Annotated in this window: 15 protein-coding genes and 1 tRNA gene; 3 read left to right on the top strand and 13 right to left on the bottom strand. The window is 37.2% G+C overall.

Annotated elements, in window-relative coordinates; all coding sequences use genetic code 11:
• Position 1: 1 nt before the first annotated feature.
• On the bottom strand, positions 2-1,138 hold the full coding sequence (locus E4Z98_RS00720) for an exonuclease SbcCD subunit D (protein WP_135254421.1): 1,137 nt from the start codon (positions 1,136-1,138) through the stop codon (positions 2-4).
• 259 nt (positions 1,139-1,397) lie between these two features.
• Here E4Z98_RS00720 and E4Z98_RS00715 point away from each other — a divergent pair, with 259 nt between their 5' ends.
• Positions 1,398-2,702 (top strand): ISL3 family transposase, encoded by a 1,305-nt coding sequence (locus tag E4Z98_RS00715; protein WP_135961154.1) that lies wholly within the window; start codon positions 1,398-1,400, stop codon positions 2,700-2,702.
• Between the two features lie 98 nt (positions 2,703-2,800).
• On the opposite strand, the gene E4Z98_RS00710 is transcribed toward E4Z98_RS00715, so the two are convergent.
• From E4Z98_RS00710 to E4Z98_RS00690, 5 genes are all read right to left on the bottom strand, one after another.
• Positions 2,801-3,658: a MurR/RpiR family transcriptional regulator gene (locus E4Z98_RS00710; RefSeq protein ID WP_135254893.1), complete on the bottom strand. Its 858-nt coding sequence runs from the start codon at positions 3,656-3,658 to the stop codon at positions 2,801-2,803.
• A gap of 73 nt (positions 3,659-3,731) precedes the next feature.
• Positions 3,732-4,361, bottom strand: coding sequence for an HAD family hydrolase (locus E4Z98_RS00705; RefSeq protein WP_135254892.1), 630 nt, complete (start codon positions 4,359-4,361; stop codon positions 3,732-3,734).
• On the bottom strand, positions 4,361-5,806 hold the full coding sequence (locus E4Z98_RS00700) for a PTS transporter subunit EIIC (RefSeq protein WP_209316313.1): 1,446 nt from the start codon (positions 5,804-5,806) through the stop codon (positions 4,361-4,363). The genes E4Z98_RS00705 and E4Z98_RS00700 overlap by 1 nt, the downstream gene beginning before the upstream one ends.
• Before the next feature lie 12 nt (positions 5,807-5,818).
• The gene (gene murQ / locus E4Z98_RS00695) at positions 5,819-6,709 is read right to left on the bottom strand and encodes an N-acetylmuramic acid 6-phosphate etherase (RefSeq protein ID WP_135254890.1); all 891 of its coding nucleotides are present in this window, start codon (positions 6,707-6,709) and stop codon (positions 5,819-5,821) included.
• Between the two features lie 8 nt (positions 6,710-6,717).
• The gene (locus tag E4Z98_RS00690; RefSeq protein ID WP_135254889.1) at positions 6,718-7,791 is read right to left on the bottom strand and encodes a DUF871 domain-containing protein; all 1,074 of its coding nucleotides are present in this window, start codon (positions 7,789-7,791) and stop codon (positions 6,718-6,720) included.
• A gap of 176 nt (positions 7,792-7,967) precedes the next feature.
• Between E4Z98_RS00690 and E4Z98_RS00685 the strand changes: the two genes are divergently transcribed.
• Positions 7,968-8,246 carry a GNAT family N-acetyltransferase gene (locus E4Z98_RS00685; protein ID WP_135254888.1) on the top strand — a complete coding sequence of 93 codons (279 nt, stop codon included), beginning with the start codon at positions 7,968-7,970 and terminating at the stop codon, positions 8,244-8,246.
• Between the two features lie 46 nt (positions 8,247-8,292).
• Here the strand turns inward: E4Z98_RS00685 and E4Z98_RS00680 are convergent, their stop codons facing one another.
• The 6 genes from E4Z98_RS00680 to opp3b form a co-directional block, all read right to left on the bottom strand.
• Positions 8,293-9,204 (bottom strand): Gfo/Idh/MocA family protein, encoded by a 912-nt coding sequence (locus E4Z98_RS00680; protein WP_135254887.1) that lies wholly within the window; start codon positions 9,202-9,204, stop codon positions 8,293-8,295.
• 339 nt (positions 9,205-9,543) lie between these two features.
• Positions 9,544-9,616 (bottom strand) — tRNA-Lys (locus E4Z98_RS00675).
• Between the two features lie 171 nt (positions 9,617-9,787).
• The gene (locus E4Z98_RS00670; protein ID WP_135254886.1) at positions 9,788-10,738 is read right to left on the bottom strand and encodes an ABC transporter ATP-binding protein; all 951 of its coding nucleotides are present in this window, start codon (positions 10,736-10,738) and stop codon (positions 9,788-9,790) included.
• Between the two features lie 12 nt (positions 10,739-10,750).
• The gene (locus tag E4Z98_RS00665) at positions 10,751-11,857 is read right to left on the bottom strand and encodes an ABC transporter ATP-binding protein (RefSeq protein ID WP_135254885.1); all 1,107 of its coding nucleotides are present in this window, start codon (positions 11,855-11,857) and stop codon (positions 10,751-10,753) included.
• A 5-nt stretch (positions 11,858-11,862) separates the two neighbouring features.
• A complete protein-coding gene (gene opp3C / locus E4Z98_RS00660) occupies positions 11,863-12,912 on the bottom strand; it encodes an oligopeptide ABC transporter permease (RefSeq protein WP_135254884.1) in 1,050 nt (349 codons plus the stop codon).
• The gene (gene opp3b, locus E4Z98_RS00655) at positions 12,912-13,853 is read right to left on the bottom strand and encodes an oligopeptide ABC transporter permease (protein WP_135254883.1); all 942 of its coding nucleotides are present in this window, start codon (positions 13,851-13,853) and stop codon (positions 12,912-12,914) included. The genes opp3C and opp3b overlap by 1 nt, the downstream gene beginning before the upstream one ends.
• An 80-nt stretch (positions 13,854-13,933) precedes the next feature.
• Between opp3b and E4Z98_RS00650 the strand changes: the two genes are divergently transcribed.
• Positions 13,934-14,281, top strand: a complete 348-nt coding sequence (locus E4Z98_RS00650) for a DUF3899 domain-containing protein (RefSeq protein ID WP_135254882.1) — start codon at positions 13,934-13,936, stop codon at positions 14,279-14,281.
• Positions 14,282-14,369: 88 nt separating this feature from the next.
• On the opposite strand, the gene E4Z98_RS00645 is transcribed toward E4Z98_RS00650, so the two are convergent.
• Complete coding sequence (locus tag E4Z98_RS00645) at positions 14,370-16,040, bottom strand: peptide ABC transporter substrate-binding protein (RefSeq protein ID WP_135254881.1); 1,671 nt, start codon at positions 16,038-16,040, stop codon at positions 14,370-14,372.
• Between the last annotated feature and the right edge of the window lie 312 nt (positions 16,041-16,352).

The following is a 16,352-nucleotide window of genomic DNA, read 5'->3' as shown; positions in this document are numbered from 1 at the left end:
TCTAGTTCTCCTCCTTATTCGCTGATTGAATGGTTGCCAATAAGTAGTCGGCTTGTACTTGGCTCATCGGGCCATCGGTCATCTCTTCAAAGAATTTTGTAAACAACGTAAGCGGGTCTTGTTGCTGTAATTCTTCCTGACTCATATTACTAACGGTTTGATGCTCACGTCCGTTCACTCGTTCTAACTGAATAATTTTCGGATAAACGCTGGACAATTGGTTCATCACATTAGGAATGACTTCTCGATCAGTCAAACGAATCCCAATATAATCATCACGGTTCACCTGTTGATAAACTTCTGGTGACAATAACTCACTAAATGAGCCTTCCACTATAGAAACATCTCGCAAAGGTTGAATAGATTCAAATGCTACCGATACCTGACCGTCCTCCATCGTGACAATCCACACCCCTTTTGTCTGATTCACTTCAGACAATGAATACTTCAACAGTGTGCCACTATACTTTACTGTTTCGTTTTTTAAAGCATGTCGATTGTGCAAATGTCCCAAGGCCACATAATCAAAATGATCTTCTAATAGACTCACCGACACATTGTCGAGTCCTCCTACGGTTACCGATGTTTCTGAATCAGAACGTTCACTACCTGCTGCAAAGAAATGCGCCACCAACACTTGCTGATAGTCTGGAAGAAAAGATTTGGTCATCTCTTCTACCACTCGCTCCATGGCTATTTGAATCGTCTTAATCGTGTCATCATTAAAGTATTGACGCGCTTCAAACGGTTCAAAGTACGGTAATAAAAAGAACTGCGTCTTCTCAATGATAACCGGTTGAAAGGCTTGAGATAATCGTGTATTCAAATGAAAGTGGGTCGCTTGATACCACGGACCACCTGCTTCCAAGCGTACCGCACTGTCGTGATTGCCAGAAACTGCTAATAAAGGTAACTGTTTTTTTAAGTTAATCGTTTGAATCATCTCATTAAACAATTCAATGGCTTCAACCGAGGGCACACTTCGATCATACAAATCACCTGCAATAACCACTGCATCTACCGCATGCTTTTCTGAAATAGCCAATACTTGTTGAAACGCATCCTCTTGTTCTTCCAACAATGCGTAACCTTTTATCTTTTTGCCAATATGCCAATCACCTGTATGTAAAAACTTCACACGAAGAACCTCCTCTTATCGACCAAATATTATCCTTCTATTATAACAAATTTTTCTACTATCACGAAAAGAAGTCGACAAAAAAACAAGAAGATCACCTTTTAGCGGTAGCCTTCTTGTTTTTTGGCTCTATAATAAATAGGACTGATGAAGGTTTATTCCTTCTTCAGCCCTATTTTTGTATTTAATCTTAAAAAAACATATCGCCTTTTGTTAAAATTAAGTTACCACACAAAACAAACAAAAGGAGCGATATGCTATGATTAATGATATCAAAAAAATTTATGGAATTGAAGACTCTAATCTAACAATTTCTAGTGTTTCCGAAGGAACCTATCGTAATAAGCCTGCGAAAATTATAAAAGCGAGCTATAAACCTAAAACGATAGCTTGCCCTAATTGTGACTCTTCTCCAAGAGAATGCGACGGCAAGTACGTTATTGTTAAGAATGGTTCTAAAGAAGTAGAGATTCTATTAACACATGAGAACACAGGAATTGTCTCTATGAAGCTATCTAAGCAACGCTATCGTTGTCGCAACTGTAATAAGCACTGGACTGCTCAAATTGATTTAGTTAAACCTTGTCACAATGTTTCAAGGATAATTGAAGGCAAAATTATTGAGTTATTAGGTGAAAGAATATCTCTAAAACTAATTGCTAAATTATGTAGTGTTTCAATAAGTAAAGTGATTCAGGTATTAAAATCGTTAGAAACTTACCTTCCTAGCCCAAAAAACCGTTGGTTGCCTGAGGTTTTAATGGTTGATGAATTCCGTTCGCATACAGCCATAGAAGACTCTATGAGTTTTATTTGTGCTGATGGCAATTCAGGGCGATTAGTAGAAATATTGGAAAGTAGACGATTAAATTATCTCATGCCTCACTTTAATGGTTATCCAGATGAAGAACGTTTTAAAGTAAAATACCTTGTGACAGATATGAATGCGGCTTATTTCCAATTAGTGAAGGATATCTTTCCAAATGCTGAATTAATCATTGATCGTTTTCATATTGTTAAACATTTGAATGAAGCCTTTAATAGTTTCAGAGTATGGGAAATGAAAAAACTCAAGGCATCGGGACATAAAGTAGAAGCAAGTAAACTTAAGAAAAATTGGCGCTTCCTACTTAAAAATAGATTAGACATTAATATCTCTGAATACAAAAGATGGCCGAGCTTTCGGTCAAATAAGTATCCTTATTTGACCGAACAGATGATGATTGATCGGTTATTAGATTTTTCCGAACCTCTAAAATTAGCCTATGGCTACTTCCATGATTTATTAGATTCATTTAGAAGAAAAGAATATGAACGATTCTTTGAATTATTGAATACTTTACCAGATGAATTAGATGAAGAGTTTAAAGGACAAGTACAAAACCTGATACGTCATCAAGAAGAAATTACCAATGCTTTAATACATCCCTATTCAAATGGGAAGATTGAAGCAAAGAATACACACATCAAAACATTAAAACGAGTTTCTTATGGATTCAAATCTTTCAGCAATATGAGGATTAGAATCTTTTTAACCGAAGGTTTGATAGAAGTTAATCATTAAATAACAAAAAACCATGAAATCAGAGAATGTTTTCTCCATTTTCATGGTTGGCTAAAATTACTCATCAGTCCAATTTGACAAAGAGCCTGTTTTTTTGCTTATTGTGTGGCTTTAAATGTCTCAATAATGTGCTTGGAATTGATAATATTATCAGAATATTCATGATGGAATTTTGAGATAAAGGTGTAAAATAATACATCCACCGCCATAAATTGATTCAACAGCGAACTTGTCGCGGCACTTCGTTGTTCTGTTTCTTTTGCCTTAAAAATTTTAATAGATAAATCCACAGCTTGATTCAAACTGTTTTGCCCAAATTGTGATAGGCCAACAGTTGTTAGATTGTATTGTTGGGCAATCTTAACTAATTGGACGACTTCTTTTGTTTCTCCTAAATTTGATACGCCAATTAATAAGCTATTACTAGGTCCTGCTGCCATCGTCGCTAGTAATAACTGATGATCCACCATAGCCATGGTTAGTTTTCCTATGCGGTTAAACTTTTGTGCGATATTCTCTGCCACTAAAAAAGACGCCCCTATACCGTACACGTACACGACCTCCGCCTGATAGATAGCTTCTGCCACTTGTTCGACTACCTCATCTTCTAAAAAGTGAACCGTCTCATTCAGCGTATGATTGGCATTACTCAATAACTTTTCCTTAATTTCACTAATACTTTCATTAGGGGTAATATCTGAATAACTAACTTGTTGTGGCTTGGAAATTTCTGCAGATAATTTAACTTTTAATTCCGTATAGCTTTCAATCCCAACTGAGCGACAAAAGCGTATAACGGTAGCAGGACTCGTTTCAGACGCTTGTGCTAACTGACTGGCTGTCATGGTAATGACTTTTTCTGGATAATTTAGTACGTATGTCGCAATTTTTTGTTCTGCTTTTGATAGCGATGGTATTAAATTATGAATACGATTCTCAAGCATTTTCCCTTCCATTTTGTCCCTCCCGTTCTTATAGAAAAAATACGATATAATGTTTAGCTACATTATATCGTATTTCTCTCTACTTTTATAAATATTCTAACACATCATTAAGCGATTGAATTCTCGCATCGGCTAATTGTTGATCCACTTCATAATCACGTTGTACTAAAGCCAATACTTCTAATCCTGCTGCTTTAGCCGCCCTAATGCCTAGCGTTGAATCTTCAACAACTAGACACGCCTCTTCTTTCAAACCTAACTGATCAATAGTATAGCGATAAATTTGAGGATTTGGTTTAGATTCTTCAAACATCTCACCACTGACGACTAACTCAAAATAATTAAGCAAGTCATTAGCCACTAACATCTTATGAATCCCTTCAGGACTACCAGATGAAGCAATCGCTAATCTAATCCCTTTTGCTTGAAGCTGTGGTAATACTACATTGACGTCAGGATTCAATAATTCACGTGTATCATAGACTAACCCTTTAGAAAAAGTAAGATACTCTTCTCTCATTTTTTCTTGCATATTTGGATCATTTGGGAATAAATGACGCATCATTGCTTTAGGATTGGAACCAATAAATGCTTGATTGTCTTCTTCACTTAACGTGATACCTTTTGTTTGAAAGAACTGCTTGCGACGTTGCTGATAAAAAACTTCAGAATTCAAGATGACCCCATCGACATCAAAAATTACTGCTTGTTTCATTAGTTAGCTTCTCCCTTACGAATAGCTTCGTTTGTTCCAAAGAAATAAGTAAAGATAAAGCCACCTACATAAGCACCTAGTAGACCTAAAACATAGCCAAACCATTTACCATTAGCAATTAATGGAATTAACGCGACACCACTTGGTCCAACTGATGTTGCCCCAATATTACCTAAGAAGCCTAAGACAGCACCACCAATTCCTCCACCTAAACATGCTGTAATAAATGGACGACCTAAAGGTAATGTCACACCGTAAATTAACGGTTCACCGATACCTAAAATACCAACCGGTAACGCACCTTTAATCATTTCACGTAATTGTTTGTTTTGACGACATCTGAACCATAAAGCAAATGCTGCCCCTACTTGACCAGCGCCTGCCATTGCTAAAATAGGTAATAATAACGTTGAACCTGTTTGAGCAATCATTTCTAAATGAATCGGTGTTAAAATTTGGTGTAACCCAAACATTACCATTGGCAAGAAAGCGACACCTAGAATAAAGCCAGATACCGGACCACCAATGTCTAATACCCAATTTAGAGCGCCTACTAATGAATTAGAAACAGCCCCTGCGATTGGCATAATGAAGAAAATCGTTAATAATCCCATAATTAATAATGTAATAGTTGGTGTTACAATAATATCCACGGATTCCCAGACACGTTTTCTTAACCATTTTTCAATGAATGACATTAACCAAACAGCGAAGATAACCCCAATCACACCACCTTGACCAGCTGCTAATGGTTGACCGGTAAAAATATTCGTTAACGGTGCATCTACATTCATACCTGTTAACATCGTCACTCCACCAATAACACCACCTAAGCTTGGTGACGCACCAAATTCCTTGGCAGCATTAATCCCGACATAAATCACTAAGTAAGAAAACACACCACTTTGAATAATCGCACATACAGAAGCAATATTCATCCAAGCAGCACCATCAATCGTACCTGCTTTTAGCATATTGTTAATGATTGACGCAATGCCTCCAATAATTCCGGCACCAACAAAAGCTGGAATCAATGGAACAAAGATATTAGCAATTGATTTAAGTGCTTTTGACCATGGTTTTTGATTTTTCTTTTTAACTTGTGCTTTCATTTCGTTTGCTTTTTGTTCAACAGCATCTTTGGCTGACGAGCCATTTGCCATGTTTTCTGGGAAAACATCTCCTAGATTAACGCCTGCCATATCGACCATTTTTTGAGCCACTTTATTAACCGTTCCAGGTCCTACGACAACTTGTAACGTATCATCTTCTACAACACCTAAAACACCTGGCACTGCTTTTAACGCCTCAAGATTCACTTTATCGTAATCTTTAATTTCCATACGAACACGTGTCATACAATGTGCCACTTTATTGACGTTTTCTTTACCGCCAACGTTTTCATAAATACCTGTTGCAATCCCATTAACTTTATCAGACATTATGTTTCCTCCTTTTTAATTGGCTGCTTCTCTAACAAATCCATTTGACGCTACTAACTTACTTGCTGCTGTTTCTTTGTCACTGTTTGTTAAAATCATGACAATGGCTAACTTCACATCTTCACCTGATTCAGTGAATGTTTTTTCTGCTAGGGCATAGTCACATTCCGTTGCTTCCATAATAATACGTTTGGCACGTTCTACTAATTTTTCATTGGTTGGACGAACATCGACCATCAAGTTTTTGTAGACTTTTCCAATACCAATCATTGAAACTGTTGATAACATGTTTAAGATTAGTTTTTGAGCTGTTCCTGATTTCAAGCGTGTTGAGCCTGTTAAAATCTCTGGACCTACTTCAACTTCGATTGGATAAGCAGCGTACTGACTAATGACTGCTTGTTTATTACATGATATTGAGGCTCTTGTTGCGCCAACTTCTTTTGCGTATTCTAAACCACCCACAACATAAGGGGTACGACCACTTGCTGCGATACCAACAACGATATCTTTATCCGTCAAGTTGATGGCAGCTAAATCTTCTTTAGCTAAGCTTTCTGAATCTTCAGCCCCTTCAACAGCGACCGTCATGGCTTTCATGCCACCTGCAATTAATCCTTGAACCATTTCTGGCTCTGTTCCAAAAGTTGGCACACATTCAGCCGCATCTAAAATACCTAAACGACCACTTGTCCCAGCACCGATGTAGATTAAACGACCACCTTTAGCAAATGATTCAACGATTTTTTCAATGACTGCTTCAATTTGATCTAAACTTTCATTAATCGCCGCAGGTACTTTTGCGTCTTCTTCGTTCATGATAGTTAAAATATCGCGAATTGACATTTCGTCAAGTCCAGTTGTTTTTTGATTTCTTCTTTCTGTTGTTAAATTCTCTAAATTCATCTTATTTGTTACGCTCCTTTATAATTAACCAGTCGATAGCTCATGCCTGGTTTAATAACTTTAATTAATGCTTGATCTTCTTCGATGACTCTTGCCACAACATTTACTCGCTCGTCTAATGGCAAATCAACTTTCGTTAGTTGCAATTCCCCTTTGTAGCGCCCATATTTTTCATTATCTAATGTGACGCTCCCTTTGGTTCTGACAAGTGTCTTGTGCGGCTCAATAATGGGTAATTCTTTGAATCTTGCTTCCTGACTTCTAATAACATCTCTAGCGTCATCAACTCGATTCGTATGCGTACCAATAAATAAACGTTCATGTGTCGCATCTAGAACTTCTACTTTTAATGACACGCGCTGTTGTTTGAAATAATCAAAAAATTGTGTCATGGTTGCTTCTTTAATTCCTGGATCTCCAATATAAACATCTGAAACATAACCCGCGTCTAATAACGACACTGTACTAACTAACGGGGCTTGATAACGGTGATCTTCAACGGTTGGTAAGCCTTCAAATAACGGACCTCTCAACTGATGATCACCAGGTACAAACGCACAAATTTTTAAGCCTAAATGATGGAACAACTCATTTTTTTGTTTGAATGTTTCCATCGCTAGACCGGTCTCTACTCTTGGATAATAATTATGCCATAATTCTAAATTAGAAAAGTTAGCGCCCTGTTCCTTCAAATAAGCTACTTCTTCAACCGTCAACGTACTAGCATTTAAACTAACGGTGATCCACTGTGATAATTGCGCAATTACGTCAAACGAAATACCATAATCCATACGTAAGCCCGTAATCCCTAAGGCCTTAATTGCTTCAATATCTTCTTTTGATTGAATATCGTATCCTAACGCCTTTAATCCTAACGTAGAAATATCTACCATTAAATTCAATTGATATTTCTTCAACATATTACCTAATGTTTGTAGCTTTTCTTTATAAGTGCTTGTGTCATCTTCTGGGATATGTAGTGATGAAAACACGCCTTCAAAACCAGCTGCTTTCATTTTCTTTATATAGTTTTCTGTTTCTGAATCTATCGCCTCACTAAAAAAAATCGAAAAACCTAGCATGTCGTACCCCCTTTTTCAACCGCTTTCATTTATGATTATAACCTCTATGAAATAAAATTTCAACATTTTTATTAAAAAGAAGAAATTTTTTATCTTTAATTCATTAATTTAGACTATTGATTGCTTCTATATTAGAATTAAGTCATCTAATAACTATCATTAAGGAGGTCGCACGAATGGAAATCAATGCCACAGAACATGCGTTTCATCTTATCCATCATAACGAAAAAATAGGCGAAATTACCTTCACCCCATACACAGCTACTATTATCGAAGCCAACCATACTTTTATAGAAGAAACTTACCGCGGGCAAGACCTTGGCTTACGCTTAGTTGATGCCTTAGTCACTTATGCACGAGAAAATAAGCTACTTATCTTCCCTACGTGTCCTTATGTCAAGAAAGTCTTCAGCCGTGAAGCCACCTATCAGGACGTCTGGTATAAAGAAAATTAAAAAAAGGTGGTAGCATGTCGTGTGCTACCACCTTTTCATTAAACAATTATATCATGATACGATTCAAAATTTCTTCTAAGACTAAGTGCGTCTCTAATGTATGAGACTGACCATCGGATAACTCGCCTTTATCTAATGACAATAAAAAGTCCTCGATCATTGGCTCAAACCCTCGTTTGTATAATGTGGTATCCCAATCAGAAAACGGCTGAACTTGTTGATGTGTCCCCGTATATACGGTCGCCTTTTCCAAGTTTTCGATTACGACGGTCTTTTCAGGGGAACCCAACTCTAATAGTTCACGATTCGCTCCTGACACAAGATTCATAGCAACTGTTGCATGATGCTGCCCATCAGTTAACTGAACCGAAATATAGTATAAATCTCCCTCTACAACTTGTGCATCGACTGACACAATTGACACATGAGAGCTATTCATGAAGTATAGACACGTGTCTAGTGGATGAATAAACAAATCATACAACGCAAATTTAACAGGTTTTGGTTGATTAATCCGATGTTTGATGCTTGTTACATGATAATTCTCTATCTGCTCTTGCGCAAGTGCTGCTATTCTAGGCGCATATCGTCTGTTAAACCCAATAAATAACAATAATTTTTTTTGTTTAGCAAGAGTTAACAATTCTTGTGTTTCTTCTATTTCTTCTGAAATCGGCTTATCAACAAATACCGAAATGCCCGCATTTAATAGCTGTTTGACTATTTTATAATGAGTAGACGTCGGTGTTTGTACAAAACAAGCATCTAACTTACTGTCAATTAATTCTTCTATATTAGTATATCCTTCACTAATATTGTAACGATGTCTCAAATCATTCAAGGAATCTTCTTTACGCGAGTACAATACCCATTCGACATCCACTAGCGTTTGAACAACTGGCATATAAGCCTTTTGAGAAATATTTCCTATACCAATCAAGCCAATTCTTTTCGTCATTATCTATCGCCTCCTAGAGTTTTTATAATAAAATAACTGAATTGAAATTTTATTTCTATAAATCTTCACTATTTATATTCTTTTTTTTCACAGTTTCTTCACATTTAAACGTTATATTATATACATACCAATAAACAACCCTAACAAAACTTTTTTCATTATTTACTCCTCCAAAGTAAATAAAAAATCTCCTTACCTCTTAGTTTAACTGAGAGGTATTTTTTTATGCAAAAATAGCGCTTATGGTTAATTTTAGCAAAAAAAAATGAGACAGCGCAAAACCTTTTCGAAATGCGTTACGCACCAAGGTTTTACCTGTCTCGTGGGTTTGGCACCCAATGGGTTGTGTGGGGTTCGAACCCGCGACCCACGGATTAAGAGTCCGTTGCTCTACCAACTGAGCTAACAACCCGATTTATCAATCGATAGTCTTATTTTATACCTCTATAAAGCACACGTCAAACTATTTTTCACTCTTTTACAGTATATTCATGTTACTATGAATCACTACTTTATTTACCTACATAATAATGATAAAAGAAAAAGCGTTGAAATTTTTAATCTCAACGCTTTTTTCTAGTTATCAGCTAACCAATACTTGCTGTTTTTTTTGTTCTAACTTTGCACGGTAAATAATTGCTTCTTCTTCTGTGCAGTAGATAAAGTGGCCTTCACCGATTTCGTGCATCTCACGAGATTTACCGTCGTCGGTTTCAGGTGTATAGTGTAATCGTGTACGCGTACGTTCATAATCTGGATCAGGTAAGGGAATTGCCGATAGTAAACTTTCCGTATAAGGATGCACACCAAAACGATAAATTTCATCACTTGTTCCCACTTCTAATAGCTTACCATGGTGCATCACACCAATACGGTCACTAATATGTTTTACCATTGATAAATCATGGGCGATGAATAAATAGGTTAATTTTTGCTCTTCTTGTAGATCTTGCAACAAGTTAACGACTTGCGCTTGAATCGATACATCAAGCGCCGAAATTGGTTCGTCACAAATAATGAACTTTGGCTTCACCGCTAACGCCCGGGCAATGCCAATACGTTGACGTTGTCCACCTGAGAATTCATGCGGATAACGCGTTCCATGACTTGGATTTAAGCCCACTGTCTCTAGCAATTCATCTACGATAGCATTTCGCTGTTCTTCGTTGGCTGCTAACTTATTCACGTCGATACCTTCTGCAATAATATCACGGACTTTCATACGTGGATTAAGTGAGGCATACGGATCTTGAAAAATCATCTGTACCTCACGACGAAAGTCTTTTTTCCCTTGCTTACTCTTAATCTTCGTCACATCTTGACCGTCAAATTCAATCGTGCCTGCTGTCGGTGTATTCAACCCAATAATTGAGCGTCCTGTTGTAGATTTACCACTTCCTGATTCACCTACAAGCCCAAAGGTTTCACCTTCAAAAATTTGGAAACTAATATCATCAATAGCTTTCACCACATTACGGCCTACTGAAAAATACTGTTTCAGATTCTTAATATCTAATAAAACTTTTTCTGTCATAAGTACTTCCTCCTAAGCCATTTTTTGTCGTGCTGCTTTGATATCCACTACAACAGGTTCATTTGTTCCACTGTCTGGCTTTACTAGTTCTTGATCTTTTTTAAATTTATTCCAACGTCTTTGGATTTCTGGTGGTGGGGTTACTTTGGACGCTTGTGGCGCTAGTAACCAAGTCGCTGCTTTATGTGTCGGTGACACTTCAAAATATGGTGGTTGTAATGCTGCATCAATTTTCAAGGCATAATCATTACGCGGATAAAACGCATCACCTTTTGGCGGATTCAACAAATCCGGTGGTGAACCTGGAATCGCATATAAACGTTCCTCGCCACCATCCATTGTCGGCATAGAACCTAATAATCCCCAAGTGTAAGGATGTTGTGGGTTGTAGAAAATTTCTTCTGATGTACCCACTTCGACAATTTTACCACCGTACATTACCGCTACTCTATCGGCAATATTGGCAACTACCCCTAAGTCATGGGTAATAAAAATAATCGCACTCTTAATTTTTAACTGAATGTCTTTTAACAACTCTAAGATTTGCGCTTGAATGGTCACATCAAGTGCTGTAGTTGGTTCATCCGCAATAATGATTTGTGGGTTACAGATTAACGCGATGGCAATCACAATCCGTTGACGTTGCCCACCAGAAAATTGGTGAGGGTAGTGACCTAATCGTTCCTCTGCATTTGGAATCCCGACCATTTCTAATAATCGTAACGCCGAGGTCATCGCTTCTTTTTTGCTTACTTCTGTATGAATCAGTAATGATTCAGCGACTTGTTTACCGATAGGCATTGTGGGATCAAGAGAGGTCATAGGATCTTGGAAAATCATGGCAATTTCTTTCCCACGAATTTTTTGCATCTCTTTTTCAGTCTTATTAACTAAATCTTCACCATTAAAGATGATTTGACCATTATCAATAGACGCATTGTTTGATAATAATTTCATAATACTGCGTGTTGTTACAGATTTACCACTCCCTGACTCCCCTACAATCGCCAGAGTTTCGCCTTCATTTAACTCAAAACTTACATTACGAATGGCTTGAACCTTTCCGGCGTAAGTATCAAATGAAATTTGCAAGTCCTTTACTTCAAGAATTTTTTTCATCATTGTCACTCCTTCATTTTTGGATCAAACGCATCGCGTAAACCATCGGCTAGTAAGTTAAAGCCAATCATGATAACCGATAACGTCACAGCTGGAATCCATAACAAGTATGGTAAATATTGGAACGTCTTATAGCCATCACTTAACATCATTCCTAATGACGCACTTGGTGGGGTTAAACCTAAACCAATGAAACTTAAGAACGCTTCGAAGAAAATAGCTGTTGGAATACTAAACATCATTTGTACAATAATCACGCTCAAAATATTTGGTAAAATATGTTTGAAGGCAATTTTTAATTTACTTTCCCCTAACGTTTGGGCTGCTAGTACATATTCTTGATCTTTTAATTTTAATGTTTGCGCACGTACAATACGCGCCATTGGAATCCAGTTGGTAATTGCCATAGCCGCAATAATTGAGGTAATACCTGGCTTTAGCAAGACTAACATTAAGATCATCACAACCAAGTTAGGAATACCTGATAAGATTTCTAAGAAACGTTGCATCAAATTATCAACACGGCCACCTTTAAGCCCTGAAATCAAACCGTATGCCACTCCGATAATAATATCGAACATCGCCGCAATTAAGGCAATTAATAAAGAAATACGCGTTCCCATGAACAAACGTGATAACACGTCACGCCCTAAACCATCTGTACCAAAAAAGTAATGAACATTATCTGGCACTTTGGCTTGTGCGTATTTATCTACTAATTCACCGGCTACCATCGCTTTACCATTCAGACCATTAATATTTAGTCCAGGAATACGAGGAGGCAAGTTAATGTAGTTAACATTTTGCTTGGTGGGATCATGAGGTGATACAAAAATCGTCACAATAGACGTCAAGACAATTAACCCTAAAATGATAATCGAAATCACCGCCGCTTTATTTTTCTTCAGACGACGCCATGAATCTTGGAAAAAGGTTAATGATGGTGCCGTAATTAGTTCTCGTTCTTCCGTGCCAATATCACCTAGCATCTCAAAATCTGAAGCCGGTAGTGCCGCAATATCTTTATAATTAATGCTATCTGCTTTAATCTCCATTAACTAGCACTCCCTTCTGTGACACGAATACGTGGATCAACAATACCGTAAAGTAAATCAACTAATAAAATCACAAAAATCAACATACCTGAATACAAGATAGTCACTGCCATAATCGTTGGGTAGTCATTGGTCGTAATCGATTTAACAAATTGTTCCCCAATACCAGGGATGGCAAAAATATTCTCAACTACTAATGAACCCGTCATTAAACCAACCGCTAGTGGTCCTAATAAGGTTAATAATGGAATCAAGCTGTTACGCAAGCCATGTTTTAACGCGATTTGCCAACGACTCAACCCTTTAGATCGTGCTAATTCTACATAATCACTATGTAAAACTTCCACCATCTCCGTTCTAATGAAACGTGCCGAATCGGCCAGTGGTGACATTGCTAAGGCAATCGTTGGTAAAATCGTATACGCAAGTCCTTGCCATTTAGCAATCGGTAACACTTGTAATTTCACAGCGAAAATGTATTGTAATAATACGGCAAAGACGAAGTTAGGAATCGAACGTCCTAAAATTGCGACTAACGTTGAACCTGTATCCGCCCATGAGTTTTGTTTCATTGCAGCAATCATACCTAAAATTGTCCCTGCAAACGTTCCGACAATAATCGCTTGTAACCCTAATTGTAGCGACGGTCCAATACGACCTGCTAATAACTTAGCAACCGGTTGATTTTTAAACTGGAAGGAAATCCCAAAATCACCTTGTAATAAATTTTTTAAATAAATACCATATTGCACAATCACCGGCTTATCTAAACCAACCTGTTTATTTAACATCTCAATGGTTTCTGGTGACAAACGCTCCGCATTGGTATACGGTGTTCCTGGTAATAATTTCATTAGGAAAAATGTCACTGTCGCAATTAGCCACAATGTAATCAACCCAAAGAAGACACGTTGTAAAAAATACTTGATAAAACTATTCACTGTTGGTTCCCCCTATTCTTTTGACAACTTTGCTTTTTTTCGATACATTTAGTAAAAACCTTGTTAGGAGCTTACGTGGTATGAAAACAAAACACACTTCTTATATTTTCTCTTTATTTCTTTTTTTATTAACACTCGTTGTGTTAATCGTTAGACACAACTTGACCGTCCTTAACCTATCCAACACCTTATTCATGGTCGCACTACCTTTTATCATCATCGGTTTGCTACTATGGGTCTTTGCTTCAGGCTTTTTCGATAACTTTCAACGCTCGATTCGTGAAAGTACTACTCGAAAAGATAAGAAACAAACACCGTATATGGCATTATCTGAAGTCGGCATGGGGGCCTATTCTTTTTGGTTTAAAATCGGTCTACCTTTATTAATTATTTCAATCCTTTTATTGATTCCTTCTTTTTTAAGCTAGTTCTGTAATAAAAAGCAAAGGGTGTGACTTGAGTCTGTCACACCCTTTTTGATTTCTATCAGCAAGCTTTTTACTCTTTTTTTAGGGCTTATTCTTCAATATATGTCCATTTGTAATCCCATGAAGCGCCGGCAGCGTGATGAACAATCCCTTTCACGCTAGGATTAATTAAATGTCCTTCCGCTCTTTGATAAACAGCCACGACACCCATGTCATCTGCTAAAATTTGTGTTGCTTCTAACATATCTGACCAACGCGCTGCTGGATCAGCAGCATTTGTTGTAGAGGATGCTTTAACTGCTTTGTCATAGTCGGCATTACTCCAGCCACCACGGTTGTATGAATTGCCTGTTACAAACAAGTCAGTGAAGCTACTTGGGTCTGAATAGTCAGCTCCCCAGCCACCTAATACAACATCAAAGTCACCTGAAGATGAACGATCTAGACGAACTGAGAACGGTACTGGTGTTGGTTTTACAGTGACACCTGCTAATGTTTCTTGGACCGCATTTTGGATGTATTCAATAACTTTCTTCGTTGAATCATCATCAGAAGCCATTAATTCAAATTCTAATTTATCAATGCCTAACTCGCTCTTCGCTTTTTCCCAATATTCTTTGGCTTTTGCTTCATCGTAACCCACTTGTTCGCCTGCTTCTTTGGCGAAATCTTCATTTGTTTCTGGATTAGATGCCATGTCAGCCGGAATAATACCGGTAGACGCAACTGAACCGTCGCCTAATACATTATTCACTAATGCTTCACGATCAATCGCATAAGCAATTGCTTTACGTAAGTTCACATTTTTAAATGGTGAATCTTTTTCAAGTTGGTTAAATTCTAAGTAGCTAGTACGCGCTTCGCTCATTGATTGATACGCTTCGTCGTTCGCATTTTGTTGTGCTAATTCACCACTTAAGATGACGTCGTCTGCTTGACCATCTTTAAATAAGTTAAGTGACGTTGATGATTCTTTTACAACACTTACTTTGATTTCATCTAACTTAACAGTCTTGGCATCCCAATATTGGTCATTCTTAGCGTATTCCCACTCAGTGTCTGTTCCTGGCCCGTCAAATTCTTGCAAAGTAAACGGTCCATTGTATACAGCTGACTCACTATTAGAAGCATATTTATCGCCATGCTCTTCTACCACTTTTTGATTTTGTGGGAAGAATGATGGGAACGCTAATAAGAAATCAAAATATGGTGTTGCTTTTGTTAATGTGATTTCTAATTCGTAATCACCTGTCGCTTTAATCCCTAATTCTGAAGGATCTTTGTCACCTGCTGTAATTTCAGCCGCATTTTTGACTGGTTCATATAAGTAGGCATATTCTGAGGCTGTTTCTGGCTTAACCGTACGTTGCCATGCAAATACATAATCGGCTGCAGTTACAGGATCACCATTTGACCACTTAGCATCATCTCTTAATTTAATCTTGTATGTTAAACCATCTTCACTAACTTCTGCTGCTTCTGCTGCACCAGCTGGTTGAGGTTTACTATTTTCATCTAAACGATAAATACCTTCATAAATATTATTTAATGCAGTAAAACTGATAGTGTCTGTTGCCACTGATAAATCAGCTGACGGCATTTCTTGAGGAACTACTAAATTAAAGACTTGCGCAGCATCTCCACTTGCTGCACCAGACGTAGCTGTGCTGTTATCGTCTGCTTTGTCTTCTCCACCATAACAACCTGTTAAAACTAACCCACAAAGCGCTAATGTTCCGTACAATGTTCGTTTTTTCATATAAAATTCCCCCTAACATCTCTTAAAAATATGTTTTATTTAAGTTAAAAACAATATTAATACTTTTCTAATCTAAAAGCAACACTTTTTTAATCTTTTTCTAATCCTTATTCACTTTTACTGAAAATTTACATCGGGATAAACATCTATAAAGTCTTGATAAACAAGCAATTAAGACGACTTATAATGAATTGTAACGCATGAACACTTTTTCTCATTTGAATAAAAATGAGAAAATTTTAATTTAAACTCTCATAAAACACGAACAAAAAAGGTTCTTTTCAATTGAAAAGAACCTTTTTAATATATCGA

The sequence above is a fragment of the Vagococcus xieshaowenii genome (assembly GCF_004792515.1).
Lineage (GTDB): Bacteria > Bacillota > Bacilli > Lactobacillales > Vagococcaceae > Vagococcus_A > Vagococcus_A xieshaowenii.
Note: the sequence above shows the minus strand (reverse complement) of the source record. Positions and strands in the feature narration are given on the sequence as shown.

What these genes read in the sequence shown, in the direction of transcription:
- E4Z98_RS00715 (WP_135961154.1), top strand. Translation starts at nt 1,398, where the DNA reads ATGATTAATGATATCAAAAAAATTTATGGAATTGAAGACTCTAATCTA.
- murQ (WP_135254890.1), bottom strand. Translation starts at nt 6,709, where the DNA reads ATGAATTTAGAGAATTTAACAACAGAAAGAAGAAATCAAAAAACAACT.
- opp3C (WP_135254884.1), bottom strand. Translation starts at nt 12,912, where the DNA reads ATGGAGATTAAAGCAGATAGCATTAATTATAAAGATATTGCGGCACTA.
- E4Z98_RS00690 (WP_135254889.1), bottom strand. Translation starts at nt 7,791, where the DNA reads ATGCTAGGTTTTTCGATTTTTTTTAGTGAGGCGATAGATTCAGAAACA.
- E4Z98_RS00680 (WP_135254887.1), bottom strand. Translation starts at nt 9,204, where the DNA reads ATGACGAAAAGAATTGGCTTGATTGGTATAGGAAATATTTCTCAAAAG.
- E4Z98_RS00645 (WP_135254881.1), bottom strand. Translation starts at nt 16,040, where the DNA reads ATGAAAAAACGAACATTGTACGGAACATTAGCGCTTTGTGGGTTAGTT.
- E4Z98_RS00650 (WP_135254882.1), top strand. Translation starts at nt 13,934, where the DNA reads ATGAAAACAAAACACACTTCTTATATTTTCTCTTTATTTCTTTTTTTA.
- E4Z98_RS00705 (WP_135254892.1), bottom strand. Translation starts at nt 4,361, where the DNA reads ATGAAACAAGCAGTAATTTTTGATGTCGATGGGGTCATCTTGAATTCT.
- E4Z98_RS00710 (WP_135254893.1), bottom strand. Translation starts at nt 3,658, where the DNA reads ATGGAAGGGAAAATGCTTGAGAATCGTATTCATAATTTAATACCATCG.
- E4Z98_RS00685 (WP_135254888.1), top strand. Translation starts at nt 7,968, where the DNA reads ATGGAAATCAATGCCACAGAACATGCGTTTCATCTTATCCATCATAAC.
- E4Z98_RS00670 (WP_135254886.1), bottom strand. Translation starts at nt 10,738, where the DNA reads ATGACAGAAAAAGTTTTATTAGATATTAAGAATCTGAAACAGTATTTT.
- E4Z98_RS00665 (WP_135254885.1), bottom strand. Translation starts at nt 11,857, where the DNA reads ATGAAAAAAATTCTTGAAGTAAAGGACTTGCAAATTTCATTTGATACT.